A 25,522-nucleotide genomic window follows, 5' to 3' on the forward strand; every position below is an offset into this window, starting at 1 on the left:
GAACACCTCTCCAAATAGTTCGCGCTCAGCCTGACATGCACGCCAGACGGTAAGCGCACCCACTTTCCGATTCAGAGTGGCAGCCCTTTTTCTCTAGATCCTCTTTGGTTTTTTCCCACGATGTTCTGAGGTTTCCATATGACTTCACTTCAACTCCCTGCCTTGGCATTCCAAGGGCAGTACGGCCTCCCATTGTCCGAGCTGGACGAGGAAATAAACGTCGACCTGTTCGCCGGTGGCGGCGGCGCCAGCACCGGCTTGGAGATGGGCCTTGGTCGCCCGGTCCACATTGCGATCAACCACAATCCCGCCGCAATCAGCATGCACCAGGCGAACCATCCCGGCGCACTGCATCTGGAAACGGATGTATGGGAAGTGGATCCAGTGCAGGTTCTGGCCGGTCGAAAGATCGGTTGGTTCCACGCCTCCCCAGATTGCACTCATCACAGCCAGGCAGCTGGCGGGCAGCCACGGAAGAAGGAGATCCGCGACCTGTCATGGGTTGTCAGCAAGTGGGCCGGCATCGGCAAGCCGCGCGTCATCAGCCTGGAGAACGTGAAACAGATCCGCAGCTGGGGCCCGCTCATTGCGAAGCGCTGCAAAAAGACCGGCCGCGTAATGAAGCTGGACGGCACCGTGGCCATCCCGGGCGAGCGGGTGCCGCGGGGCGAGCAGTTCCTGGTACCGGACCCGAAGCGCAAGGGCCGCACCTGGCGGCGTTTTCTGGCACAGCTGGAAAGCCTAGGGTACCAGGTGGAGCACCGCATTCTGCGGGCCTGCGAGTACGGCGCACCAACCAGCCGGGAGCGGCTGTTTCTGGTGGCCCGCTGTGATGGTCAGCCTATCGTCTGGCCAGAGCCAACCCACGCGGCCAAGCCGGCGAAGGGCCAGAAGCCCTACCGCACGGCAGCGGAATGTATCGACTGGAGCGTGCCCAGCCAGAGCATCTTCACTCGCAAGAAGCCGCTGGCTGACGCCACAATGCGCCGCATCGCCAAGGGTATCCGGCGAGAGGTGACCGAGAAGGCCAAGCCGTTCATCGTGCCGATCGCTAACTGGTCGCAGGATGCGATTCATCCAACTGACCAGCCGCTCAACACGGTCACGGCATGGCCGCGTGGCGGATCGTTCGCGTTGGCCTCGGCTCACCTGGTGAAGTTTCGCTTTGATCATGGCGGGGAAACTCTCGAGCAACCGTTGCCAACTATCACCTCTGGCGGCAATTACAAGCGCCCGGCCGGCGCTGCACATGCCATGGGAGTGGCTACCGCCTTCCTCGCCCAGGCCAATGGCGGATTCAACACCACCCACTCGAAGCCGCTGACCGACCCGACCACCACCATCACCAACACCGGCAGCCAACAGCAGCTGGTCACAGCCAACCTGCTGCATCTGCGGGGCAACTGCGACTCCAGGGATGTGGCCGCCCCGCTCCACACCATCAGCGCTGGCGGTCAGCACCACGGCCTGGTAAGCGCCTTCCTGTCCCGCCAGTTCGGGGCCAGCGTCGGCCAGGGCGTAGACGAGCCAACGCCCACAATAACTGCGGGCGGCGGAGGCAAAACGGCCCTGGTTGAGCTCAAGCTGTCGCCGGAAGTGGAAGCCGGCGCCCTGCGTTGCGCAGCCTTCCTTATGAAGTACTACAGCGAGGGCGGTCAATGGCAGGGACTGAACCAGCCGCTGGATACGCTGACAACCAAGGACCGCCTGGCCTTGGTCACCGTCTGGATCGGTGGCGACCCGTATGTGATCGTCGATATCTGCCTGCGGATGCTGCAGCCACATGAGTTGTATGCCGCTCAGGGATTCCCTTCGAACTACATCATCACACACGGCCACGACGGCCGCCGATTCACCAAATCTGAACAGGTCCACATGTGCGGCAACAGCGTCAGCCCGCCGCCCATGGCCGCGATCGCTGCAGCCAACAACCCCTGGCGCCAGCCCCTACAGGAGGCAGCATGAACCTCAATGCCAAAACTATGGAAACCAACACCGGCACTTTGACCCAGCTCCAGGGCATCGACGGCCAGTGGATGACCAATGCCGACCTTGTAGTGCTTGCCCGGCAGATCCACCAGCGGGCAATCGATGGGCAGCGGCTGGAGGCTGAGGCCGCGCACCCGCCGCGGCACGAACTGACCCCGAGCTATCTGGAATATCCAGACCCGCCCGCGTTTGATGAAAGCTGTGACATGCATCCGAGCATGCTGAGAGGTAGCCATGACTGATCGCGCCGACAATACCCAGAGCAAGCAATGGCCAGACCATTACCGATACGTCACCGACCTAGATGAGCGCGGCGTCCACATAAGCTGTCGGCGCTTCATCGTGGTGGGTGAGACGCCACACTTCTACTACGTTGTGAGCGATAGTTGCCACGGATACCTGCAGTGTCTGTCCGACGAGGCCAGGAAAAAGTCAATCAAGCGCAACCGCCGGCGCGTGTCGAAGGATGGTCGCGCCCGGCACTGCTACCCGGACAAGCGCCTCGCCCTGCAGTCCCTGGTGGCACGCCAGCACCATCGCATATGGCACGCCAAGCGCAGCCTGTCCGAGGCGACACTGGCTATGGCCGAGGCAGAACGGATGCTGGAGGCCGGCCACATCCCTGGCGACGGTGACCATCCATGCGGCCAGGACGAGTACATCGAATCACTGTGCTGGGGAGGCTACTGATATGGCTGATTACAAACTGGTGGCAGTGGAAGGCCTTCGCTACACATTCGACGGCGCGCTTGCGGAGTGCCCATGCTGTGGATCGCTCGATGTGGGTGGTGCACACGATACCGTCCATTGCCAAAGCTGCGGTCTGACTGTCACGAAGCCAGGGCCGCTACAGAACGCCATTGACGCATGGAACACTCGCACTAGTCGTGCTCATTCCGCTGCGCCTGCTGCGCAGGGGGAGCCGGTGGCGTGGCTGGCCGAATGCATGCGGAGCGACTTTAAGAAGCCGCTGCTGGCGCTGCACTTATCTCCACTGCTGGCAGACGAAACATGCCGGCACTGGAAAAGCCGTGGGTGCGACGTCAGCCTGCAGCCGCTCTACACCGCCCCGCAGCCCGCAGAGCAGAAGCCCGATCCACACCCTGATGACGCCGCCGTTGATCGCTTCGCTGTGGCGATGAAAGACAAATTGGCAGCGTCGCGAGAGAAAGGGCGCCACGGCTGGCAGAACGCGACGGCCCCGCACCTAAGCGCGCTGCTCTACGACCACCTGCACAAGGCCGATCCGCTTGACGTTGGCAACCTCGCGATGATGCTGCACCAGAACGGACAGGCGATTGAGGTGCCGCACGAAGTACGGAAGACTGCTGCACGGCCCGCGCCGGACGTGGCGGCGCTGGTGGAGGCGCTGATGGCCTGCGCCAAGGCTAATTCTGCTGCTGAGGTTGGCTTGATCGTAGACGACGCCCTCGCCGCTCACCGTAAGCAGGGAGGTGTCCAGGCATGAAAGCACGCATCGAGAAGAAACTGAGTAAACGGTTGGTTGAGATAGCACCCACGATTTTCGAGCACGCATGGATCGACAAGGAAGAACCCAGCGCGCTTGCATGGGAGCAAGGGTCTCGGGTCAGCCATATCTGGAGTGTCGGAGGAGAGGTCGATTACTGGGGCGAAGGCTCCGAGTGGAATACGCTATGGAGCGCCTTTGCTATTGGTGACTGGTGGTGCTGGGCGGGCGACTTTCCAGTATTCCCGCATGGCCATGAGCTTGCAGGCTACCCGGACACAACTGGCTTCAAGCCAACGACGCAGAACCTGCTGAAGCTGGCGGCCCAGTGCGAAGCGCGCAACCAAGGAGCCCAGCCATGACAACCAGTAAGCCGGAGGTGGTGGCATGGACTGATCCGGATGAAGCCAACGTTTTCGCAGGCTGGTTCAAGAATCAGCTTATAGCCATGGGTGGCAATGACGGCCACATTGCCGAGACGTGCGACATAGCACTTATCCGCCTCAGCGACTACGAAGCCCTGCAAGTCCTTTGCGACCGCCTGCAGCTTGAGGCTCAGTGTCACGCCCAGGAAGCGCGCACCGCCAATGCCACCATTGCCGAGATATACCGGCTGGTCAGCGGCGGCACCGGTGAGCCAGGGAACTGGAACGGCACCGAGCCGGTGCGGCGAAAGCTGGAAGAACTGCAGGCCGAGTGCGAGCGGCTGCGCAAGGATGCCGAGACAGAGCAGGCTATTCAGCGCGCTGCCGAAGTGCTGCCGCCTGGATACCGCATCGAGATTGAGGTGGAGAACGACGCGGGATCGGTGGCGCTCTTTGCTCCCGGCGCCATCGTTGAGTGCGACTTTCAGGGCGGCATCGCGGAGCAGATCGCAGACGCCATCAACACCGCCATGCAGGGAGACCAGCCGTGACCCGCCATATTGCCGAGACCAGCAAAAAGGTCTCCCTGCCGATCACAGCCGAGGTGCGCGGCCAAGAGTGGCACCTCTACACCTTCGACTACATGACTCAGGACGGCATGTTCTCTGGATATCTGCATGCACTCGATATGGGCCATGCAGAGCAGCTGCTGAGTGAGATGTGCGCCACTGCCGTTCTCGCCGGCCAGATGATCGGCACCGAGATCCCCAACTGACACCGCTCGCCATCTTGAGCATCACCCTATAAGCCGGGAGGCCACCACATGAGCATCATTGATCCCACCACCACCCTTATTCGCGCCCCGGAAGTACTGCGCATGATCGGATACAAAAGCCGGGATTCCCTCGACCGCCTGCGCAAATCCGACCCGACATTCCCAAAGCCGGTGCCGATCAGCAACAGCACCGCCCGAAACGCATCGATTGCCTGGACGCTATCGGAGGTGCAAGAATGGGTAGAGACGCGCAAGCAGAGACGCGACCACGCAGCTTAGCGCTGAGTATCTTGTATAGCGTGGTGTATAGCGAAGCCGCGAAAGCCACGCCAAGGCTTGTAGCCATTGATGGGTTCGATTCCCTTCACCCGCTCCATTCAAGATGATCGATCAGCTTCGCACGTCGCTAATGCTGCCTTCGCTTCGCCGTTCCTCCCGCAAGAAAACAACCCTCCGGTAGCTCGCGACCGATGGACTGATACCGTCCGCTGATCGAGCATGAGCCCGATCAGCCAGTGGTATCAGGCGTTCTGCCGCGGTGTCCGGCGAATGGTCTTGAGCAGATCCTCGGGGGTGATCGAGCCGACGATATTGGCGCCGCTGCCGGGCTGCGGCAGGTTGAGGATGTTGCCCTTGATCTTGCCGATGACGTGCATTTCACAGGGTTTGCAATCGAATTTCAGCGTCAGTACCTCATCGCCGTGGACCAGTTGCATGGGCGCAACCTTGGTGCGCACTCCAGTGACGCCCTTGGCCTGCTTGGGGCACAAATTGAAGGAGAAGCGCAGGCAGTGCTTGGTGATCATCACCGGCACATCGCCGGTTTCCTCATGCGCCTCGTAGGCGGCGTCGATCAGTTCTACGCCGTAGCGCTGGTAGAACGCCCGAGCCTTTTCGTTATAGACGTTGGCCAGGAAGGTCAGGTGTGATTGCGGATATACCGGTGGCGGTACGCTGACCGGTTTGCGATTGCCGTGTGGGAAAGCAGCGATACGCGCCTCGCTCAGTTGGTCGATCAGTTCCCGCCGCAGACTCTTGAGTTGCGAGTTGGGCACGAACGGTACGAACGGCGCGTCGATTTCCACCTGCTCAGCGTGATACTGGGTGGTGCCCAACTGACCCAGCAGGTCGCGCAGTTGCTCCAGAGCCTGCTCGGGCTTTTTCGCCGGCTCGAACGGACCGCTCAACTGATGGCTGACCTCGATGCCCTCTTCGCTGATCGCGGTGAGCTTGAGGCTGTCGGCACTCAGCTCGGCATGCCAGCGCAGCCCGATACGACGCTCTGCGGACGTCTTTTGCAAGGCCTGCTGCCAGTTATGGTCCAGGTTGCGGCTGAGCGTTTGCGGCAGGCGCGCGCGGCGCAGTTGCTCGGGCAGCTCGTTGGGCTCGATACGGTACTGCCAGCGCGGCTCGCCCTCTTCCTCATAACGGGCCAGCTCCTGGGCAACGTTAGCGCGAAACCCTACTACCTCGCGCTTGACCAGGACGTTGAGGCCGTCCCCATTGGACAGGGGCTCGTGGGTCACCGCCAGCAGATCATGCTTGCGCACCTGCTGCAGCTCGCCCACCACCAGGCCGGTGAAGGTCGGTGAATCGAAGGCACCGATATCGATCTTGCGGTCGGTGACGAAGTAATCGGTGCTGCCCCGGTGGAAGGTCTTGTCCGGGTCGGGCACGAAGAAATGGGCGGTACGACCGCTGGAAGCGCGCGCCAGATCGGGGCGGTCCTCCAGAATATCGTCCAGCCGCTGGCGGTAATAGGCGGTGATGTTCTTCACATAGCCCATGTCCTTGTAACGCCCTTCGATCTTGAACGAGCGCACACCCGCATCGACCAACGCGCGCAGGTTGGCGCTCTGATTGTTATCCTTCATCGACAGCAGATGCTTCTCATAGGCGACCACGCCGCCATGCTCGTCCTTGAGGGTATACGGCAGTCGGCAAGCCTGAGAGCAATCGCCACGGTTGGCGCTGCGGCCGGTCTGGGCATGGGAAATGTTGCACTGCCCGGAAAAGGCCACGCATAGGGCACCGTGGATGAAGAACTCGATGGTCGAGTCGACCTCCGCATGGATCGCCTTGATCTGCTGCAGGTTCAGCTCCCGGGCCAGCACCAACTGGGAGAAACCGGCCTGATCGAGGAACCGGGCCTTGTCCAGGGTGCGGATATCGCACTGGGTGCTGGCGTGGATTTCGATCGGCGGAAGGTCCAGTTCCATGACGCCCATGTCCTGCACAATCAGTGCGTCGACACCGGCGTCGTAGAGCTGATGGATCAGCAGCCGGGCCCCTTCCAGCTCGTCGTCATGCAGAATGGTGTTGAGCGTGACGAAGATGCGTACATGGAACAGCCGGGCAAAGCGCACCAGCTCGGCGATATCAGCCACGCTGTTCTCGGCGTTATGCCGCGCGCCAAAACTCGGGCCGCCGATATAGATGGCATCGGCACCATGCAGGATGGCCTCACGGGCGATGGCGACATCCCGGGCTGGGCTGAGCAATTCGAGATGGTGCTTGGGAAGGGGCATGGCAGAACCGTCGAGTGGAAAAACGGCAGATTGTAGCTGTTACGGCAGAATGCTGCACGATCAGGTGATGCGCGGCCAGCCATGGCGACTTTTCGCCATGGCTGGTTCAGCTCAGTTCGCTCCGCAGGCAGGCAAGCCAGGCCGCTGAGGGTTGGTGAAGGTACAACCGTAGTCCGCATCAGCTACCACTGTAGCGTCAAGCACTTCATCCCCGGCCGGTTTGTCGTTGTCATTCACCCAGTCCAGCCAGTCGTTCATCGCCCGGGTAACTTCCTGGCTGGAGAATTCGCAGTGGCCGGTTGCCCGAATGGCGCGCTGCACCAGCAGATCTTCGTTGCCATGTGCCTCAGCCCCCTCGCGATACAGCTGCTGATGCCGGAACGGCACATAGAAGTCACCCAGCGTGTGCAAGGTCAGCACCGGCACCTCGAAATCCCCCTGGACCAATGGAATCCAACGCACCCCATCTTCCCGCTGTAGATTGGCGTCCTCATCAGCGCTGACTCGCGCGATCTGTTCGTTAAAGGCCAGCTCATCCGCGGTCGGCTCCGGATCGCTGGTCCAACGATAAACCTGATTTTCATTGCCGTAGCCGTTACGCGCAAGAATACCTTCGATATCACCCTCAGAGCCGCCGGTACCCAGCACCGCACCCTGCCACATATTAACCGCGAAGCCTTCGTCGAAGATCGGACGCTCCCCACCGGTGAGATTGCGGGCAATGCCTACGAGCCGCTCGCCGTTCACCCCGCGCGGCGAGCTCCAGTCCGGTGAGGTGCCGTTGAAATTGAATAAGGTACCGAGCATCTGCGGCAGCAGGTCCTGGAAGTCTGCATAATCCGCGTCACCATAGCCGCTCAGCTCCATCACCGCCCGGGGATAGTCGCCCAGCCACTGGAACTGGTTCTGTTCCGCCTGACACATCGGCATGGCGCCCGCATAAGGCACCTTGCTCAAGGTTCTTTCCATGTTCTCGCGATCCACCGCCGCCGCAGCAACATGACCGCCGAGAGATTCACCAGAAATCAGGTACTGATTGGGTTCGAGAAACCGCACACCATGGTCTGCCTCGAGATAGTCGATGAGGTTCAGCGCCAGCTTGTTGGTGTCTTCGACACCAGCTCGCACATCGTAATAGTTGGCCGAATAGGATGACGAAGCCCAGGCGTACCCTGCGGCCAGTGCTGCATCACGCCATGGATCCTGCGGTACCGATGGCAGCAGATTCTCACCGGTACCGCGATAGCCATGGGTATACATGATCAGACCATCGCCATCCCATTCATCGGGGATTTCGACGACATAGACCGCTCCACCCTGAATTCCATTATAGGTACCCACATAAGTGCTGCTGCCAGGGCGGGCCGCAATCTCAGCAACTACTGGTGTGAAAACGCGATCATCATGCTCTCTGGTCATTTCTGGCGGTGCGATATCATCATCAGAATCACCACCGCTGCTGCTTCCGCCGCCTCCACCGAGACAACCGGTCAGCAATAAGGCACTCAAGGTAAGGGGTAAAGCAGCCAGGGGAAAAGGTGTGATGCGCAAGGTAAACCTCCATTGTTTTTGTAATAACTACCTGGGCGCAGACAGCCCAAGCGCATTCATGAGCTTAGTCGAGACGGCATGATCTGCCGCTCCATAAACTACGCTGATATCACCCTAAAAAGGCACCACTCAAATGGGTGATACGAAGCGCGCAGTCGCGTCAGGCTACGAGTTTGGAGAGCATCCGCGCCAATGGCCTGGAAGGCAGGCCATCGGCGCGGATGTTTCAGGCGAGTTACTTCAGCCCCAGCCGCCGCGCCAGCTTATGCAGATTGCTGGCATCCAACTCCAGCAGGCGCGCTGCGGCGCTCCAATTGTCATCAACGGCGAGCAGAGCCTGGCGGATCTGCTCACGCTGGCAGGCTTCCACGCTAATGCGTAACGGCTGGATGTTTTCAGCATCAGCTGTGGCCTGAACATCAGGACTACTCGTGCTGGCATTGCCACCGCCGATGGGAATATCCAGCAGCGCCGCATCCAGCGACAACATGGACTGGCGGGACCCATTACGCCCCAATGCCTTGATCGCCGCTCGGCTGATGACGTGTTCCAGCTCGCGTACGTTACCCGGCCAGTCATAGGTCAATAGCGCCTGCTCGGCATCCGGAGACAGGCGCAGACTGCGCACCCCGAGGCGGGCGCGGTTGAGTTCGAGGAAATGGCCTGCCAACAGCAACACATCATTGTCCCGATCTCGTAATGGCGGGACCGGTACCGGGTAGACCGAGAGGCGATGATAAAGGTCAGCGCGGAAGTCGCCCTTGGCTACTGAATCGGCCAGGTTGCGGTTGGTGGCAGCGATGATCCGCACATCCACCCGCAGCGGCTGGTCAGCACCCAGGCGCTGAATCTCGCCGTTCTGCAGGGTACGCAGCAGTTTGGCTTGCACATGCAGCGGCAGCTCACCGACTTCATCGAGAAACAGCGTGCCACCGTTGGCCGCGTCGAAGCGCCCGCCCCGATCACTGCTGGCGCCCGAGAAGGCACCTTTAACGTGACCGAACAGCTCGCTTTCCGCCAGAGACTCCGGCAGCGCAGCGCAGTTGACCTGCACCAGCGGTTTGTTCGCCCGAGGTGAGTGGCGATGCAGCCAGTGGGCGAACAGTTCCTTGCCGACGCCGGTTTCACCGGTGATCAGCACCGTCAGGTCCGAATCTGCCACCACCGCCAACTCGTCCAGCAAGCGCGTTACCGCCGGGCTGTGACCGACGATGCCATGCTGTTGGACGCCCGGCAGCGCCCGATGATCATCGGCGCGAACCATGCGCAGCGCGCGGTTCTCCTGCTCCAGCCGGGTTACCCGCAACAACGCCTCGACCAACGGCAGCAGGCGTAGCAACTTGATCCGGGCGCGCTCGTCAAAGGTGCCGGCCTTGAGCGCATCGAGGGTCAAAGCGCCCCAGAGCTCGCCTTCCACGTACAGGCTCACACCCATGCAGTCGTGCACCGGCAGCGGTTCGCCCGGTGACTCATCGAGCAGCCCATCGTAGGGGTCAGGCAAGGTGCTGTCGGACTCGAACCTGGTGATTTCCCGGCGTGACAGCAACGCCGCCAGACGTGGATGCCGTGCCAGGTCAAAACGCCGGCCCAGAGCGTCCTGCACCAGCCCGACCGCAGCCACCGGCCGCAGGCAATCATCCTCGCGCTGCAACAGCACTACCGCACCGCAGGTAAAGCTTTCGCGCAACACCTGCACCAGGCGTTGCAGGCGGACCGCAGCCGGCAACTCTGCCACCAGATCAGGCAAGAGAAAATCTTCAATCATGGTCATATGCACCCCATATGGTTTGGAGAACCATAACGCAGCAGGGTATAAACAACCAATAAAAATAATTTCCTTTAAAATTCAATTAATTGCGTATGGCATATGTCTTGCTGGGTTGATCGATAGAAGCTGCGGTTGTTCATTCCCCTATCGGAGTAATCAGCATGTCCCACCATTCACCTGACATTTCCACCGCAATCACCGGCTCGGCGGTGGGCGATGACCAGCAAGTCTGGGCGCAGGCGCCTACGGATGACCTGATTCACCATATCCTGATCCGCTATCACCAGCGCCACCGTGAACAGTTGCCGGAACTGATTCGTCTCGCTCGCCGTGTTGAACAGGTGCATGGGGATCACGCGGAATGCCCGAGCGGGCTGACTGACCATCTTTCAGATATTCAGCAGGCACTGGAAAGTCATATGTCCAAGGAGGAACAGATCCTGTTCCCCATGCTGCTACGCGGCGAACACAGCCTATCGCGCGGGCCGATCAGCGTGATGCGTTTCGAGCATGACCAACACGATCAGGCGCTGGACCAGCTGTACGCATTGACCAACGACATCACCGCTCCACCCCACGCCTGCAATACCTGGCAGACGCTTTACCGGGGGTTGGACGAGTTCTGCCGGGACCTGGCCCAGCATATCCAGCTGGAAAACGAAGTGCTGTTCGATGGCCCGGCGGCCGGGAAGACGCTATAGGACGAACATGCTCTTGGCGCAGATGACCAGCAGCACGGCATGTACCAGCAGGCTCACATTGATCAGGTGCATGCCCCGCTCGCCGATGTGCTGGCCGCGGCGCAGAAAGATCAGCGCGGCATAATGCCCTATGATCAACAGCGCCAGCAGGATCTTCAGGCTGAGCAGCGTGGCGAAATGGCTGGCAAAGGGATCGGCCAGCACACCGCGATAACGCCACGCCAACGTCAGCCCAGCCCCGTAGAGCATGATGGCAACCACATGAATCACTCGCCGCGCCTGCTGCCCCAGGGCTTGGCTCATGGGGCCACGAACCGACGCGTCCAGACGCCGACCCGCCGGCGCCAGAATCAGTACCTGAAAGAACAGCGTGCCGACAAAAGCCATCGCAGCGAGCAGATGCAGCGTTTTAATCAACAGATATGTCATACAGTTGTTCCAGAAAGAAAGGCGTAGCCTGACACGGCGCGCAACGAGCATAACAAGCAATCAGGAGATTTTCATGCCGGACAGTCGTACCCATCTACCCGCGCTGTTTGCATTGGGCTTTCGCCCCTTGTTTCTTGCGGGCAGCCTGTTTGCCGTTCTCGCCGTGCCGCTGTGGATCGCCGCTTACTTCGGACACATCGATCTGACACCCGCTGGCGGCTGGCTGGCCTGGCATCGCCATGAAATGGTCTTCGGTTTCGGCGTGGCGATCGTCGCCGGCTTTCTGCTGACCGCAATCCAGGCCTGGACCGGGGTACCGGCCTTGACCGGTATGCCGGTGCTGTTGCTGGCGGCGCTGTGGTTGCTCGCCCGCCTGCTCTGGTTGTTCGGCGCGCCGCTGTGGCTGCTGATCCCGCTGGACGTAGCGTTTCTGCCATTGGTCGCGGTGGCCATAGGCCGTTCACTGTGGAAGGTGAAGCAGGTGCGCAACTATCCGATCATCCTCATGCTGGGGCTGCTGACCTTCTGCAATCTGTTGGCGCTGATTGGCCTGGAGCGCAATGACTTCGCCCTGCAGCGCCACGGCGCCGTCGCGGCCCTTTGGTTGATTGCTGGACTGATGGGCCTGATCGGTGGTCGGGTCATTCCTTTCTTTACCCAGCGCGGGCTGGGCCTTCAGGAACCGGTCGAGGCCTGGCCCCGGCTGGATAACCTGCTGGTGGCCGGCAGTATCTTCATCGCCCTGCTCATGCTGAGCGGTATCGGCCTGCGGCCTTCGCTATGGCAGGCGCCCCTCTATCTGCTGCTGGGCCTGGGGCATGTCGTCCGCCTGCTGCGCTGGCATCATCCGAAGATCTGGACCGTGCCGCTGCTCTGGTCGCTGCATCTGTCCTACGCCTGGCTGGCGCTGGCATTGATTGCCATGGCGCTGTGGCATGGCGGCTGGTTCGGCGGCTTCAGCCAGGCCACCCATTTGCTGGCGATTGGCGGCATGGCCGGAATGATCCTGGCGATGATCTCGCGCGTCAGCCTCGGCCATACCGGCCGGCCTTTGCAGCCAGCCAGGACCATGAGTCTGGCCTTTATCCTGATCAACCTGGCGGTACCGCTGCGGGTATGGCTGACCATTGCCCTGCCCCAGACCGGGTTCTGGCTGGCGAGCCTGTGCTGGGCGGTGGCGTTTGGTTTGTTCGTCTGGTACTACGCGCCGATTCTGCTGGCGCCGCGGCCGGATGGGCGGCCGGGATAGGCTGGGGTTGTTTGCCCCTCTCCCCAGCTCTCTCCCGCGAGGGGGAGAGCGTAAGCCGTGCGGCTCGAAACGGATTCGCTAGCTTGCGGGAGAGGGGCCCGACTTACAGCAATTCCTTACGCAACTCCGCGCCTGACTTGGGCGACAGCAGCCCCGGCGCTACGTCCAGTACTGTCTGCGCACCAATCACGCCGCTCTGATTCAAACGCCAGGTTGCCCGGGCATAGGCAACCAGTACCGCTGCGGTGAATTCGGGGTTGCTGCCCAGTTTGAGGGTGTATTCCATGACCTGGGTAGTACCAGCGTCCGAGGTACCGCTGCGGATCACGACGCCGCCGTGGGGCATGGCGGCATGATCGCGGCGCAGCTCCTGCTCGCTGATGAAGTTGACGGTGGTGTCGTAGTCGGCGAAGTAGTGCGGCATGCTGACGATGTTCTGCTCGACTTCCTTCGCATCGGCGCCGTCAGCCAGCACCACGTAGCATTCACGTTTGTGCTTCTCGCGGGTAGCCAACTCCGGCAGTTCGCCGTTGCGAACGCGCTCGATCGCGGCTTCAGCAGGCAGGGTGTACTGCACGCCCGCCTTGACGCCTGGTACCCGGCGCACGGCATCGGAATGCCCCTGGCTCAGACCCTTGCCCCAGAAGGTGTAGGTGGCGCCAACCGGCAGGATGGCTTCACCGTACAGGCGGTTCAGGGAGAACAGTCCCGGATCCCAGCCCACCGAGATCATCGCGGTGTAACCCGCCGGCTTGGCGGCACTGTCCATTGCAGCGTGGTATTCGGGGATGGTGGCGTGGGTGTCGAAACTGTCGACCGTGTTGAACATGGCGGCCAGGGCCGGCCCCTGTTCGGGCAGATCGTTCTTCGAGCCGCCGCACAGGATCAGCACATCGATCTGGTCACGAAACTGGGCGATATCGTTCTGGGCATGCACCGGGATGTTGCTGTCGAGCAGTTGCACGTCGGCCGGATTACGGCGGCTGAAAACGCCGACCAGTTCCATGTCCGGGCTCTGGGCAATGGCCATTTCCACGCCCTTTCCGAGGTTGCCGTAGCCGGCGATGCCGATTCTGATTTTGCGCTGCATATGAAGACCTGACCCTTTCTCTGTGTGCCAACCCCACCCTGAGTCATGCGGGGGTAAAGCGCGAATTATACAGACTGTGACGGCGTTTTCGGCCCTGACGGCCAATGCGTCGCCTCAACCCTCGATGGCAGCGGTCTTGAGCCCTTCCAGCTCGCGCACCGGCACGCCCATGTCCCGCCACTTGTCCGGATGGCAGCTGAACAGCAGCACCTGATGCCGCTGGGCCGCATCAAACAGGATGCGTTTCATCTGCCCCAGCCGGGGTTGATCGCTGTGCACCAGGGCATCATCCAGAATGATCAGTGTCGGGCGGCCGGCTTCACGCAGCAGATCGGCATAGGCCAGCCGGCTGATCAGCCCCATCTGCTCCCGGGCGCCGAAACTCAGTGCCGCGAATTCGCTGGCGTCCTGACCATGGCGCAGCAGGCGGCCGGGCATCAGGTTTTCATCGACCTCCAGCGTTGCCTGGGGAAACAGCAGTTGCAGGTAATGATCCAGATGCTTCTGCAGCGGCGCTTGCAGGCGCCGGGTCAGTTGCTGGCGTTTCTCGCTGAGCAGGTCGTGCAGCAGCGCCAGTGCCCGCGCGCGGCGGTCGAGCTGATGGTAGCGGCGATGCTCGCTTTCCAGCTCGGCGGCCAGGGAGGCACGGTGCTCTTCCAGGCCATCGGCGCCCTCCCCCTGCAGCCTGCCCTGCAGCGCAAGCAGCTCTTCGCGGCGCTGGTTGAAACCCTGTTCCAGTTGTGCGGCGCTGCTGCGGTAGCGCTGGATGTCCTGCTGCAGGATGTCCGGTCGGGCGCTGGCAATACGCGCGGCGCGCTCATTGCTTTGCTGTTCCAGCCGCGCCTCTTCGGCGCGCAGCGTCAGCAGGTTGTCATTGAGCTTGCGCTGCTGTTGCATACGCTGGGGATCATCCAGCCGCGTCTGCAGCAGGCAACATTCTTCTTCGGCGCTGGCCAGATTCTGGCGCAGACCGATAAGTTGTTCATTGTGCTTGCCGGTGGCTGCTTCACGCTGCTGCAACTGTGCGGCGGCCTGCTGCAGTATCTGCTCGGCCAGGCCGGTAGCGACGGCCGCCGTAGCGACGGTCGCCTCTCCCACCGGCATCTCAAGAGCACCCAGCTCCTGCTCCAGCTCGGCCAGACGCGCAACAACACCGGCCGCGTCCTGCTCCAGCGCCTCGATACCGGCGGGCGCATGACTGGCCAGTAGTTTGCGGTTGGCATGGATAGCGGCGTTCTGGGCCTTGGCAAGCTGCAGTTGCTCCCGCGCCTCATCCAGCGAGCTGACGCGCAACTGCTCCAGCAAGACTTGGAGCTGGTCCCGGGCGTGTTCGGTCTTGCGGGCCAGGGTAGCCAGATCTTGGCCGCCGGGCGTGATGATCAGCTTGCCGATACCGGCAATGTCCAGTTGGGTTTCCTGCAGCAGCAACAACTCATCGCTGCCACTGAGCTGCTGCTGATCCAGGCTGAGCTGCTGACCGGGCAGCAGTTCATAGCGCAGCCGCGTGGCAATGCTCTGCTGGCGAATATCCAGCTCCCGCAGTTGGTTATGCAATTGTTCCAGTTGGGCCAACTGCTGGTCATTGATCCGCACCGCGGCCAGCACCTGCTGCTGAGTAACCAATTCGTTCTGCAACAGGCGCGCCTGCTCCAGACTGAGCTGCAACTGTTGCTGTTGCTTCAGCAACCGCTGCCGCTCCCGCTCCAGGGTCTCCCGGCGGGCCCACTGCCGTGCCTGGCGCTCCTGCTGCTGGGCCTGCTGATAGGCGGCCAGCGCAGCATCCTGCGCAGCCACCAACTCGGCCTGCTGCCCGGCGAGTTGTTCCAGTTGTTGCTGCAGCTGCTGGCATCTGCCCTGGCGTTGCTGCAGGTCCTTGGCCTGCTCCTCATGGCTGCGCAGTTGCTCCAGCACTATCTGCCGATGGCCGCGTACCTGCTCCAAGGCTTGCAGGTCGCGCTGCTGCTCCTCGGTCTGGCGCTGGACTTCGGCATACTTGCGCTCGGCCTCCTGCTGCTGCACGCGCAGCGCCTCCCAGGGCTTGTCAGCTTCATCGCGGGCTTGTTGCTGGCGCAGTTCGCCCAGGCGGTCGACCTGCTGACGATAGGCGCCGATGCGCTGATCCAGCGCCTGCAGCTCTTCATCCAGCACCGCGATGCGCTCACCGCTGAGTTTGTAATCGCCACGGGGTTTGCCGGTGCCGGTGAGCAGTTCATCCAGTTGGACGCGGACCTGCCTGATAACCTCGTCGCCTCCGCTGCTGGTGACTTCCCCAAGGCTCGCGCCCAATACCGATTTAAGATGATCACCCGCATGGCTGACTGCCTCGTCCAGCTCCTGACCCATGCCCTGCTCGATCCACAGCAGCCCGGGGATGCCCCAGTGCTCGGCCTTGCTCGCGCCCCGGCTCGCGACGTTGAAGCCAAGCATGGCGGCGAGCTGTTCCTCCGCTTCATCACCATTGAACCGCTGGCCATCGATGGTCAGGTCACAGCGCTTGCGCTGCAGGAAACGCTTGCTCAGTTGCCATTGCCGGTCGGCGTGGGAAAAGCGCAGCTCCACCTCGGGCGCCGCGCCGGAATCGCCCCAGGGCCGCAGGTCGGTAAGCGTGCCGGAGCTGTGCCGCTCGAAGAACGCCGCGCGGATGGCACGCACCAGGGTGCTCTTGCCGGATTCATTGGGTCCGCAGATCAGGTTCAGCCCCGGGCCGAAACCGTCGATGACCAGCGGCTCGCGAAACTGCCGGAACTGACTGATACGTAACTGTTCCAGCTTCATACCGCTGCCCCTCCGGCCTGCCGTTCGCGCAGCAGCCCCGCCAGGATCGCGAGTGCCTCCCGGGCGACTTCCGGCTCGTCGGCCTGCTGCATATCGCGCAACTGACCGACTACCTCGTCCAGGTAGCCATCGGCCTGCAGCGCCGCGATATCCGCCTCGGTAGGCAGCAGGCGCATGCCATCCAGCTGGCATTCCAGCACCCGGTGCCGCGCTTCTGCGCGGCCCAGGGCCGCTTGCAGCCGCTGCTCGCCCGCCAGATCCAGCTCCCCTTCCAGGGTCAGGCTGATAACACTGCTGCGCTCGATCTGCTCCAGCTCCTCGATCAAGGCATCCAGGTCCGAGGCCACCTGCAGCCGTCGCTGCCATTGCAGCCAGGTGAACTCGCCCATGGCGACAGGTTTTACCTGCGGTGCGGCGCCGGGTGCTTCGATCTGCACATCCAGCACCTGGCCGGCGCCATTGCTTTTGAAGCGGTCCTGCTCCGGCGTGCCGCTGTACCAGGTGCGATCGTCGATCTGCCGGCAGCCATGCCAATCACCCAGGGCCAGATAGTCCAGGCGTGCGCGCACGGCGCGCTGCGGGTCGATGGGGTTGGGCGAGTCGATATCCTCGGCGAGAATGCCCTGCACGCTGCCGTGGGCCAAGCCGATTCGCAGCAATTGCGGCGGTGTCGGCGCATGGTCGAACCAATCGGTCAGATCACTGAAGGTCTGGCGCTGGGTCAGCGGTGCCGGGAGAATCGCCAGCCCCTGCTCGGCCAGCAGCAGCGGCTCGGCGGTCAGCAGCACATGGACATTATCGGGAATGGCATTCAGCCGCCGGGCGCGGCTCCAGATGCTTTCCGCCAATGCGGCATCATGGTTGCCGGGCAGCATGACCCAGGGCCCGCCAAACCCCTGCAGCGCCATGAACAGGCGCCGCACCGTTCGGTCGGAGATGGTCTGGGCATCGAACACATCGCCTGCCACCAATACCGCATCCACGGCCAGCTCGGTGGCCAGGGCGGCAATCCGCTCCACAGCGGTCAACCGCGCCTGGGCCAGCGCGGGGCCGTCTTCCGGGCCGAAGCGGTCGTACTGGCGGCCGATCTGCCAGTCGGCGGTATGCAGAAAGCGGGGCATGTCCTCTCCTCGTCCGGGGCTGATGTCCGGATTGTAAACGCAAGAGGTGCCGAAGGGTGACGCAACACTCCGTTTGCTCAGATTATCTGGGCGTACCGACTCCGATCAGTGACATGCTGATAGGCATCGAACACCATGCATACGCTGGCTATCAATGGCCGGCCTGCCGGCAAGACCTCGATACCCGTCACGTCCAGGCGAATGACGCCGTCGCGGTGCAGTTGCCCCAGCATCCCCTGGCAATCGGCGAAATAGGTCGCGAAGTCGATGCCGAAGCGCTGTTCGATATCCGCATAGCGCAACTGATAAGTGCAGAGCAGGCGGTTGATCACTACCCGCCGTAGCCGATCATCGGCGGAACACTTCAGGCCGCGGTGCAATGCCAACCGGTGTTGCCCCAGGCTTTCCTGGTACAGCTTGATGTCGCCGGTATTGCGACAGTGAAGATCTCCCACCTGACTGATGGCCGAGACGCCCAGCCCGATCAGATCGCCCTGCTCTCCCGACATATAACCTTGCAGGCCGCGCGCCAGCCGGCCGATCTCCTGGGCGTTGCTGAGACTGTCATCCGGCAGCGCGAACTGACCCATGCCGATATGCCGATAGCCCGCCGCAAGTAACTGGGCGAAGCTTCTGCGGCAGATCTCCAGCCGACTGTCCGAATCGGGCAACTCCGCCAGGCTGATCTTGCGCTGGGGCAGAAACAGGTCCGGCAGGTGGGCATAGTTATACAAGGTCAGCCGGTCCGGATGCATCTCGATGACCTTGGTCACGGTACGGGCAAAGGAGTCGGGCGTCTGGCCCGGCAGGCCGTAGATCAGATCGATGTTGACCGAGCGGAAGGCCAATGCCCGCGCAGCGTCCACCACGGCCTGGGTCTGCTCCGGACTTTGCAGGCGGTTGATCGCTCGCTGCACATCCGGATCAAGATCCTGCACCCCAAAACTGATGCGGTTGAAGCCCAGCTCCCGCAACAGGCCGATGGTTGCCCAGTCCGCTTCCCGCGGGTCGATCTCGATACTGTAGTCAGCGGTGTCATCTTCATGCAGCGTGAAGGCATTACGCAGACGCTCCATCAGCCGGCGCAGGTCGTCATGACCGAGAAAGGTCGGCGTACCGCCGCCCACATGCAGCCGCTCGACCCGCTGGCCGGGACTCAGATGGCGGCTGGTCAGCCTGATCTCGCGCTCCAGGGATTGCAGGTAAGGTTGCGCCCGGCTGCGGTCCTTGGTGATGATCTTGGTGCAGGCGCAGTAATAGCAAATATTGGCGCAGAACGGGATGTGCACATACAAGGACAGCGGTCGGCCGGCAGTACGGCTCTCCTGCAACGCCGTGATCAGATCAGCCGGCAGCACGCCTTCGGCATAATGGGCAGGCGAGGGATAGGCGGTATAACGCGAGCCTGCCTTGTCATAGCGGCGGATCAGGCCGGCGTCCCAACTGACTGAATCGGACATGGATGGGTGCTCCGGTGCGAGGCTTTCTTTATGGCCGCGAGACTACGCCCTTCCGGGGTGCGCCACGTTGACGCATATCAAGAAGACCGGGGATCAATCTTTGCAGGAAAATACTTCCGGGAGGTCTGGCCTGTACAATCGGAAATGCTTAACCTGCAACAAATCACTCAAAGGCGGCAGATATGGCTCTGACTCAGGAACAACGGCAGATGATTCTGGATCATTCGCTGTTTTCTCATTTCAACCCCCAAGCTCAGGAAGAGCTGTTGGCCGACGCCCAGGTACGCGACCACGCCCCGCAAGCGTTGATCCAGCGCCAGGGTGATCCCGCCGAGCGCTTCTATCTGGTGCACTCCGGCAAGGTGAAACTGTTCCGCATTTCCGCCGACGGCAAGGAGAAGGTGGTCGAGATCATTACCCCCGGCAACACCTTTGCCGAGGCGGTGATGTTCATGCAGAAATCGGTATTCCCGGTGTGCGCCGAGGCACTGGAGCCGGTGAAGCTGATCGGCTTCTCCAATCGCCTGATGCTCCGGCACCTGGAACAGAACCCGCACACCTGCCTGCACCTGCTCGGCCACATGAGCGTGCGCCTGCATCAGCGTCTGGATGAGCTGGAAAACCTGACCTTGCAGAACGCCACCCAGCGGCTGGCGTTGTATCTGGTCAGCCAGGTCCGCGATCGCGCCAAGGACAGTGCCGAGATCGAGCTGGTGCTGCCCAAGAGCCTGATCGCCGCGCGATTGTCGATCAAGCCAGAGACCTTTTCCCGCGCCATCGCCAATCTGCGCGAGCGGGGGCTGATTGATAGCCGCGCCCGGCATATCAGCATCCCCAGCATTACCAATCTGCTGAACGAGTTTGCCGGCGGTCAGCAGCATATCGAGTACAAGGCAGGTTTAATCGCAACCGACAACAACTAGATGCTGATGAAATTGCTATGGCGCAGTGTCGCTTCGCTGGCGCTGGGACTCGGTGCTCTGGGGGTGTTGCTGCCGGGTTTGCCGACCACGCCCTTTCTGCTGGTGGCGGCCTGGGCCGGCTCGCGGGGCTGGCCGGAGCTGGAAGCACGTTTGCTCAAGCATGAGAAGTACGGACCGCTGATTCGCAATTGGCGGGATCACCGCGCTGTGCCCCGCCGGGCCAAATGGTTGGCCAGCGGATTGATGCTCAGCAGCATCCTGATGATCTGGCTGTTGCCAGCGCCGATGATTCTGCGCTGGTTTCTCAGCCTGTTTCTGCCTTGTGTGGCTTTGTGGTTATGGACGCGGCGGGAGAGTTGAAATTGCCGCGTACATGACATGCCCTGGCCGGGAAACCCGGCCAGGGCATAGGGCTCAGTACACGTCGTGCTGAGTGTTGTGCACGTTGAACTTGCCGGTCGGCGTGATCAACCGCTTGTCACGGATCACCTTCTTCAACTCCAGGGTCTTGTCGTCGACCACCACGATAGCCGACTCCTCATCCTGGCCGCTCCACACCGAGAACCAGACCTCATCCCCTGCCTCGTTGTATTCGGGCTGCACCACACGGCGCGAGCCGCTTTCGATACCCGACCATTCGGCAATCGGCAGCACCTTGAAGCCAGCTTCGAGGTTGTTGATGTCGAATACCGCAGCCGACTGCGCAACCGCCGCGGTCGGGTTGAAGGTGGTATCCACGTACAGGTTGGTGGATTTCGGGTGAGTCTTGATGAACAACGAACCACCACCCTGCCCCTTCAGCGTATCCACCACCTTCCAGGCCTGCTCGGGGTGGTTCTCGGGATCGGTGCCGATCAGCGAGATGGTGTCATCACCCAGGTGACTGGTGCCCCACACCGGACCGAATTCCGGATGCACGAAGTTGGCCCCCCGGCCGGGTGCGGGATCTTGCCCACGTCCACGATGGCTGCCAGCTTGCGGTCCTTGGAGTCGATCACCACCACCTTGTCGGAGTTGTTCGCTGCGGTCATGAAGTAGCGGTGGCTGCTGTCCCAACCGCCATCATGCAGGAACTGCGCGGTGCCGATATTGGTGATGCTCATGTTGTCCAGGTCTTCGTAGTTGACCAGCATGACCTGCCCGGTCTCCTTGACGTTGACGATGAACTCGGGATGCTCGTGGGAAGCGATGATCGCTGCCACGCGCGGTTCCGGGTGGTATTCCTGGGTGTCCACCGTCATGCCGCGGGTGGAGACGATTTTCAGCGGCTCCAGGGTTTCGCCGTCCATGATGGTGAATTGCGGCGGCCAGTAATCACCGGCGATCACGTACTTGTCCTCGAAGCCCTCGAACTTGGAGGTTTCCACCGAGCGGGCCTCGATGCCCACCTTGATTTCCGCCACCTTGGTCGGCTCCTTGGCCCACAGGTCGATCATGTCGATCTTGGCGTCGCGGCCGATCACCAGCAGGTAGCGCCCCGAGGCGGACATGCGCGAGATGTGGACCGCGTAACCGGTGTCGATGGTCTTGACGATTTTCTTGCTGTTACCGTCGATCAGGGCAATCTTGCCGTCGTCACGCAGGGTCACCGAGAACAGGTTCGGCAGGTCCAGCTTGTTCAGCTGCCTGGTCGGGCGATCTTCCGGCTTGACCAGCACCTTCCAGCTGTCACGCATGGCGGCCATACCCCACTCCGGCGGAGTCGGCGGCTCGTGCTGGATGTAGTTGGCCATCAGGGTAATCTCTTCCGGCGTCAACTCGCCGGAGGTGCCCCAGTTAGGCATGCCGGCGGGTGAGCCGTAGGAGATCAGCGCCTCAAGGTAGGCCTGGCCGCGCTGCTGGGTGATATCCGGAGTCAGCGGCTTGCCGGTGGCACCTTTGCGCAGTACACCATGGCAACCGGCGCAGCGCTGGAAGTAGATTTCCTTGGCCTTGTCGAAATCGGCTTCGCTCAGATCCGGCGCGCCAGGGGTATGTACCACTCTGGCCAAGGCCGGATCAACGGCGGAAGCTTCGCCCTGGTAGGCTGCAGCTGCCTTTTCCGGGTCCGAGCCCTGGGCGAATGCAGCGGCGGTTATCGTCAGTGCCAATACACTGATTGCAGTGGTCAACGGTTTGGTCATTCTCATGTGCAGTCCTTTCCTGGAAAACATAGTTGGCTAATCAGGTACAGCGGTTGGTCAGTGTCGACGTGAGTGCATCATGGAGGATCCGTGAAACGGAACGTTTGACCTCTGTCAAGTGTTTATGCGTCAAGCTGACGCACACAACAGGGTGCGACATACCATCGCAGGCAAAATCAGGTAATTTAAACCACAAATGGTTTATTAAACCCAATTCAATCTAGGTTATAAAAACCACAAATAAAAATAACCCAGCATTTTCAGCATGTTAGACACTGGCATGATCCTTGATGGAGTAATAGCGAACGCATCTATCCAAGGACTCATCAATGGACGCAACCCGGTTAGACCTCCATCCGCAGCAGCAGTCGGGGCTGTACTACCACGCCAGTGGTGCAGAGGTTGAGCTCTTTGAGCAGGCCGACCGTTTCGGCATGCCGGTGCTGATAAAAGGCCCGACCGGCTGTGGCAAGACCCGCTTCATTCAACACATGGCCGACCGCCTGGGCCGCAAGCTGTATACCGTTGCCTGCCATGACGACCTGACTACCGCCGACCTGGTCGGGCGCCACCTGATCGGCGCCAACGGCACTTTCTGGCAGGACGGCCCGCTCACCCGCGCCGTGCGCGAAGGCGCCATCTGCTATCTGGATGAAGTCATCGAGGCGCGCAAGGACATCACCGTAGTACTGCATCCGCTGGCAGATGACCGGCGCATCCTGCCGCTGGAAGCCACCGGTGAAGAACTGCAGGCCGCACCCGGCTTCATGTTGGTGGTCTCCTACAACCCCGGCTACCGCAACCTGCTCAAGGGTCTCAAGCCCAGTACCCGACAGCGCTTCGTGGCGATGGCCTTCGATTACCCCGAGGCGGTGGCGGAAAGCCGCATCCTGCAGCACGAGTCCGGCCTCGATCCGGCCCAGGCCAATCAGTTGGTCGCCCTGGGCAATGCCCTGCGCCACCTTGGCCAGCATGATCTGGAGGAAGCCCCCTCGACCCGTTTGCTGATCCATACCGGCCGCCTGATCGCCGCCGGAATGGACCCGCGCCAGGCCTGTGAAGCCTGCATGGCACAGCCGCTCACCGATGAGCCCACCGCCCAGGCGGCGATCATGGACATCGTCCGCGTGCACTTTGCCGAACCCGGACAACAACCAACCAGAAGAACCGCCTGACCGGCGAGCATGCAATCCGCATAACCCGAGGAGATCAACATGTCGGAGCGCTTTACCAAGGGCATGGCCCGCAACATCTACTACGGTGGCGGCATGTTTTTCATGCTGCTGTTCATTGGCCTGACGGTAGATACCGTCACGGCGATCCCGGAACGGGAGAACCGTGACCAACTGACCGCCGAAGTCGCCCATGGCAAGGAGCTGTGGGAGCAGAACAACTGCGTCGGTTGCCACTCGTTGATGGGCGAAGGAGCGTACTTCGCGCCGGAGCTGGGCAACGTGTTTCAGCGGCGCGGCATGGATAACGAGGCAGCGTTCAAGGCCTACTTCGGTGCCTGGATGAAGGCCATGCCCACCGGTGTGGAAGGCCGTCGGCAGATGCCCCAGTTCCATCTCAGCGATGAGGAGCTCAATGCCATGGCCGAGTTCCTGATCTGGTCATCGCGCATTGATACCAACGGCTGGCCGCCGAACAAGGAAGGCTGACACCCTGACCACACTCTGACAGCATAAGGAATCACATCATGAAATACGCTTCACAGGCGGTGGCAAAACCCTATTTTGCCTTTGCCATGCTCTTGTTCGTCGGTCAGATCGTGTTCGGCTTGATCCTCGGCACGCAGTACATCATCGGCGATTTCCTGTTTCCGGAAATCCCCTTCAACGTGGCCCGCATGGTGCACACCAACCTGCTGATCGTCTGGTTGCTGTTCGCCTTCATGGGTGCCACCTACTATCTGGTACCGGAGGAAACCCAGACTGAACTCTGGAGTCCCAAGCTCGGCTACGCGTTGTTCTGGATCTTCGCCGCGGCCGGGGTGCTGACCATTCTCGGCTACCTGCTGGTGCCCTACTCGACCCTGGCGGAAATCACCGGGAACAAATACTTCCCGACCATGGGACGCGAGTTCCTCGAACAACCGACCATTACCAAGATCGGCATCGCGGTGGTCTGCGTGGGTTTCATCATCAATATCCTGATGACCGTGCTCAAGGGCCGCAAGACCGTGGTGAACATGGTGTTGCTCACCGGGCTGATCGGTCTGGCGGTGTTCTGGATGTTCTCCTTCTACAACCCGACCTCGCTGGTGATGGACAAGTATTTCTGGTGGTGGGTCGTGCACCTGTGGGTGGAAGGCGTCTGGGAACTGATCCTGGGTGCGATCCTGGCCTTCATTCTGATCAAGACCACCGGTGTCGACCGTGAAGTCGTGGAAAAATGGCTGTACCTGATCATCGCCATGGCCCTGATCTCCGGCATCCTGGGGACCGGTCACCACTACTTCTTCATCGGTGCGCCAGCGTACTGGCTGTGGATCGGCTCGATCTTCTCCGCCATCGAACCGCTGCCCTTCTTCATGATGATGGTGTTCGCCTTCAGCATGCTGAAACAGCGTCGTCGCGAGCATCCGAACAAGGCCGCCGTCACCTGGGCTGTCGGCTGCACCATCATGGCGTTCCTCGGCGCCGGCGTATGGGGCTTCCTGCATACTCTGGCTCCGGTCAACTACTACACCCACGGTACCCAGCTCACGGCAGCCCACGGTCACCTGGCTTTCTTCGGCGCCTACGCGATGATTGCCATGGCCATCATCTCCTACGCCTGGCCGAAACTGCACGGCAATGAATGCAGCAGCCCGCAGGCCCAGCGTCTGGAGATCATGTCTTGCTGGGTAATGAGTCTGAGCATGCTGGCCATCACCCTGCTGCTGACCTGGGCCGGCTGGATCCAGATCGAACTGCAGCGCCTGCCCGAATCAGCTGGAGCCCTCGGTTACATGCAGACCCAGGACGCCATCATGACCGTGTACTGGCTACGCCTGTTCGCTGGCCTCGGCTTTGCCGTCGGCCTGGGCATGTACCTGTACAGCTTCCTCGTGGCCCGCTCCACCCGTGAGGATGCCCCTGCACTGATGAGCGCCGCCTGATCTGAAATACCGGCGTCGGGCACCCGCCCGATGCCGGCTGCAGTACCGCGCTGCTCACCGCAGCGCCCCATTCTTCGATACCGGCCACGGCCGGGATCGACTTC

At 61.6% G+C, this 25,522-nt stretch carries 23 protein-coding genes and 1 pseudogene; 15 read left to right on the top strand and 9 right to left on the bottom strand.

What is annotated here, in order from left to right; translation table 11 throughout:
* Positions 1–138: 138 nt before the first annotated feature.
* The 8 genes from QAO71_RS10670 to QAO71_RS10705 are packed head-to-tail and all read left to right on the top strand — an operon-like array spanning position 139 to position 4,876.
* Positions 139–1,965: a DNA cytosine methyltransferase gene (locus QAO71_RS10670; protein ID WP_280164394.1), complete on the top strand. Its 1,827-nt coding sequence runs from the start codon at positions 139–141 to the stop codon at positions 1,963–1,965.
* Positions 1,962–2,231 (top strand): hypothetical protein, encoded by a 270-nt coding sequence (locus tag QAO71_RS10675; RefSeq protein WP_280164395.1) that lies wholly within the window; start codon positions 1,962–1,964, stop codon positions 2,229–2,231. The genes QAO71_RS10670 and QAO71_RS10675 overlap by 4 nt, the downstream gene beginning before the upstream one ends.
* On the top strand, positions 2,224–2,679 hold the full coding sequence (locus QAO71_RS10680) for a hypothetical protein (protein WP_280164396.1): 456 nt from the start codon (positions 2,224–2,226) through the stop codon (positions 2,677–2,679). Before QAO71_RS10675 ends, QAO71_RS10680 begins: the two co-directional genes overlap by 8 nt.
* 1 nt (position 2,680) lies before the next feature.
* Entirely contained in the window at positions 2,681–3,457 is a 777-nt protein-coding gene (locus QAO71_RS10685; protein WP_280164397.1) for a hypothetical protein, read from the top strand.
* A complete protein-coding gene (locus QAO71_RS10690; protein WP_280164398.1) occupies positions 3,454–3,819 on the top strand; it encodes a hypothetical protein in 366 nt (121 codons plus the stop codon). The genes QAO71_RS10685 and QAO71_RS10690 overlap by 4 nt, the downstream gene beginning before the upstream one ends.
* On the top strand, positions 3,816–4,373 hold the full coding sequence (locus QAO71_RS10695; RefSeq protein WP_280164399.1) for a hypothetical protein: 558 nt from the start codon (positions 3,816–3,818) through the stop codon (positions 4,371–4,373). The genes QAO71_RS10690 and QAO71_RS10695 overlap by 4 nt, the downstream gene beginning before the upstream one ends.
* Entirely contained in the window at positions 4,370–4,597 is a 228-nt protein-coding gene (locus tag QAO71_RS10700) for a hypothetical protein (protein WP_280164400.1), read from the top strand. Before QAO71_RS10695 ends, QAO71_RS10700 begins: the two co-directional genes overlap by 4 nt.
* Before the next feature lie 48 nt (positions 4,598–4,645).
* Complete coding sequence (locus QAO71_RS10705; RefSeq protein ID WP_280164401.1) at positions 4,646–4,876, top strand: AlpA family phage regulatory protein; 231 nt, start codon at positions 4,646–4,648, stop codon at positions 4,874–4,876.
* A gap of 242 nt (positions 4,877–5,118) precedes the next feature.
* On the opposite strand, the gene QAO71_RS10710 is transcribed toward QAO71_RS10705, so the two are convergent.
* The 3 genes from QAO71_RS10710 to norR form a co-directional block, all read right to left on the bottom strand.
* A complete protein-coding gene (locus tag QAO71_RS10710) occupies positions 5,119–7,125 on the bottom strand; it encodes a U32 family peptidase (protein WP_280164402.1) in 2,007 nt (668 codons plus the stop codon).
* A gap of 111 nt (positions 7,126–7,236) precedes the next feature.
* Positions 7,237–8,466 carry an alpha/beta hydrolase gene (locus QAO71_RS10715; protein ID WP_280164403.1) on the bottom strand — a complete coding sequence of 410 codons (1,230 nt, stop codon included), beginning with the start codon at positions 8,464–8,466 and terminating at the stop codon, positions 7,237–7,239.
* Between the two features lie 445 nt (positions 8,467–8,911).
* Positions 8,912–10,441 (bottom strand): nitric oxide reductase transcriptional regulator NorR, encoded by a 1,530-nt coding sequence (norR, locus tag QAO71_RS10720; RefSeq protein ID WP_280165676.1) that lies wholly within the window; start codon positions 10,439–10,441, stop codon positions 8,912–8,914.
* Positions 10,442–10,605: 164 nt separating this feature from the next.
* Between norR and QAO71_RS10725 the strand changes: the two genes are divergently transcribed.
* Positions 10,606–11,145: a hemerythrin domain-containing protein gene (locus tag QAO71_RS10725; RefSeq protein ID WP_280164404.1), complete on the top strand. Its 540-nt coding sequence runs from the start codon at positions 10,606–10,608 to the stop codon at positions 11,143–11,145.
* Here the strand turns inward: QAO71_RS10725 and QAO71_RS10730 are convergent.
* Positions 11,140–11,574: a hypothetical protein gene (locus tag QAO71_RS10730; RefSeq protein WP_280164405.1), complete on the bottom strand. Its 435-nt coding sequence runs from the start codon at positions 11,572–11,574 to the stop codon at positions 11,140–11,142. The two genes, QAO71_RS10725 and QAO71_RS10730, sit on opposite strands and share 6 nt — an antisense overlap.
* A gap of 73 nt (positions 11,575–11,647) precedes the next feature.
* On the opposite strand from QAO71_RS10730, the gene QAO71_RS10735 reads away from it, so the two are divergent.
* Positions 11,648–12,823: an NnrS family protein gene (locus QAO71_RS10735; protein ID WP_280164406.1), complete on the top strand. Its 1,176-nt coding sequence runs from the start codon at positions 11,648–11,650 to the stop codon at positions 12,821–12,823.
* Between the two features lie 103 nt (positions 12,824–12,926).
* Here the strand turns inward: QAO71_RS10735 and QAO71_RS10740 are convergent, their stop codons facing one another.
* The 4 genes from QAO71_RS10740 to hemN form a co-directional block, all read right to left on the bottom strand.
* A complete protein-coding gene (locus QAO71_RS10740) occupies positions 12,927–13,913 on the bottom strand; it encodes a diaminopimelate dehydrogenase (protein ID WP_280164407.1) in 987 nt (328 codons plus the stop codon).
* A 114-nt stretch (positions 13,914–14,027) separates the two neighbouring features.
* Positions 14,028–16,688, bottom strand: coding sequence for an AAA family ATPase (locus QAO71_RS10745; protein ID WP_280164408.1), 2,661 nt, complete (start codon positions 16,686–16,688; stop codon positions 14,028–14,030).
* Positions 16,685–17,809 carry a metallophosphoesterase gene (locus QAO71_RS10750; RefSeq protein ID WP_280164409.1) on the bottom strand — a complete coding sequence of 375 codons (1,125 nt, stop codon included), beginning with the start codon at positions 17,807–17,809 and terminating at the stop codon, positions 16,685–16,687. The genes QAO71_RS10745 and QAO71_RS10750 overlap by 4 nt, the downstream gene beginning before the upstream one ends.
* 77 nt (positions 17,810–17,886) lie before the next feature.
* Positions 17,887–19,269, bottom strand: coding sequence for an oxygen-independent coproporphyrinogen III oxidase (hemN, locus tag QAO71_RS10755; protein WP_280164410.1), 1,383 nt, complete (start codon positions 19,267–19,269; stop codon positions 17,887–17,889).
* Positions 19,270–19,451: 182 nt separating this feature from the next.
* Here hemN and QAO71_RS10760 point away from each other — a divergent pair, with 182 nt between their 5' ends.
* Both QAO71_RS10760 and QAO71_RS10765 read left to right on the top strand, forming a co-directional pair.
* Entirely contained in the window at positions 19,452–20,192 is a 741-nt protein-coding gene (locus tag QAO71_RS10760) for a Crp/Fnr family transcriptional regulator (protein ID WP_280164411.1), read from the top strand.
* 6 nt (positions 20,193–20,198) lie between these two features.
* Positions 20,199–20,552, top strand: a complete 354-nt coding sequence (locus QAO71_RS10765; protein WP_235818233.1) for a YbaN family protein — start codon at positions 20,199–20,201, stop codon at positions 20,550–20,552.
* Between the two features lie 54 nt (positions 20,553–20,606).
* Here the strand turns inward: QAO71_RS10765 and QAO71_RS10770 are convergent.
* A pseudogene (locus tag QAO71_RS10770) lies at positions 20,607–22,321 on the bottom strand (nitrite reductase).
* Between the two features lie 323 nt (positions 22,322–22,644).
* Here QAO71_RS10770 and QAO71_RS10775 point away from each other — a divergent pair.
* The 3 genes from QAO71_RS10775 to QAO71_RS10785 are packed head-to-tail and all read left to right on the top strand — an operon-like array spanning position 22,645 to position 25,418.
* On the top strand, positions 22,645–23,490 hold the full coding sequence (locus QAO71_RS10775; protein WP_280164412.1) for a CbbQ/NirQ/NorQ/GpvN family protein: 846 nt from the start codon (positions 22,645–22,647) through the stop codon (positions 23,488–23,490).
* Between the two features lie 39 nt (positions 23,491–23,529).
* The gene (locus tag QAO71_RS10780; RefSeq protein ID WP_036988881.1) at positions 23,530–23,976 is read left to right on the top strand and encodes a cytochrome c; all 447 of its coding nucleotides are present in this window, start codon (positions 23,530–23,532) and stop codon (positions 23,974–23,976) included.
* 38 nt (positions 23,977–24,014) lie between these two features.
* Positions 24,015–25,418: a cbb3-type cytochrome c oxidase subunit I gene (locus QAO71_RS10785; protein ID WP_036988880.1), complete on the top strand. Its 1,404-nt coding sequence runs from the start codon at positions 24,015–24,017 to the stop codon at positions 25,416–25,418.
* Positions 25,419–25,522 lie beyond the last annotated feature (104 nt).

The sequence above is a fragment of the Halopseudomonas sp. SMJS2 genome (assembly GCF_029866945.1).
GTDB lineage: Bacteria > Pseudomonadota > Gammaproteobacteria > Pseudomonadales > Pseudomonadaceae > Halopseudomonas > Halopseudomonas bauzanensis.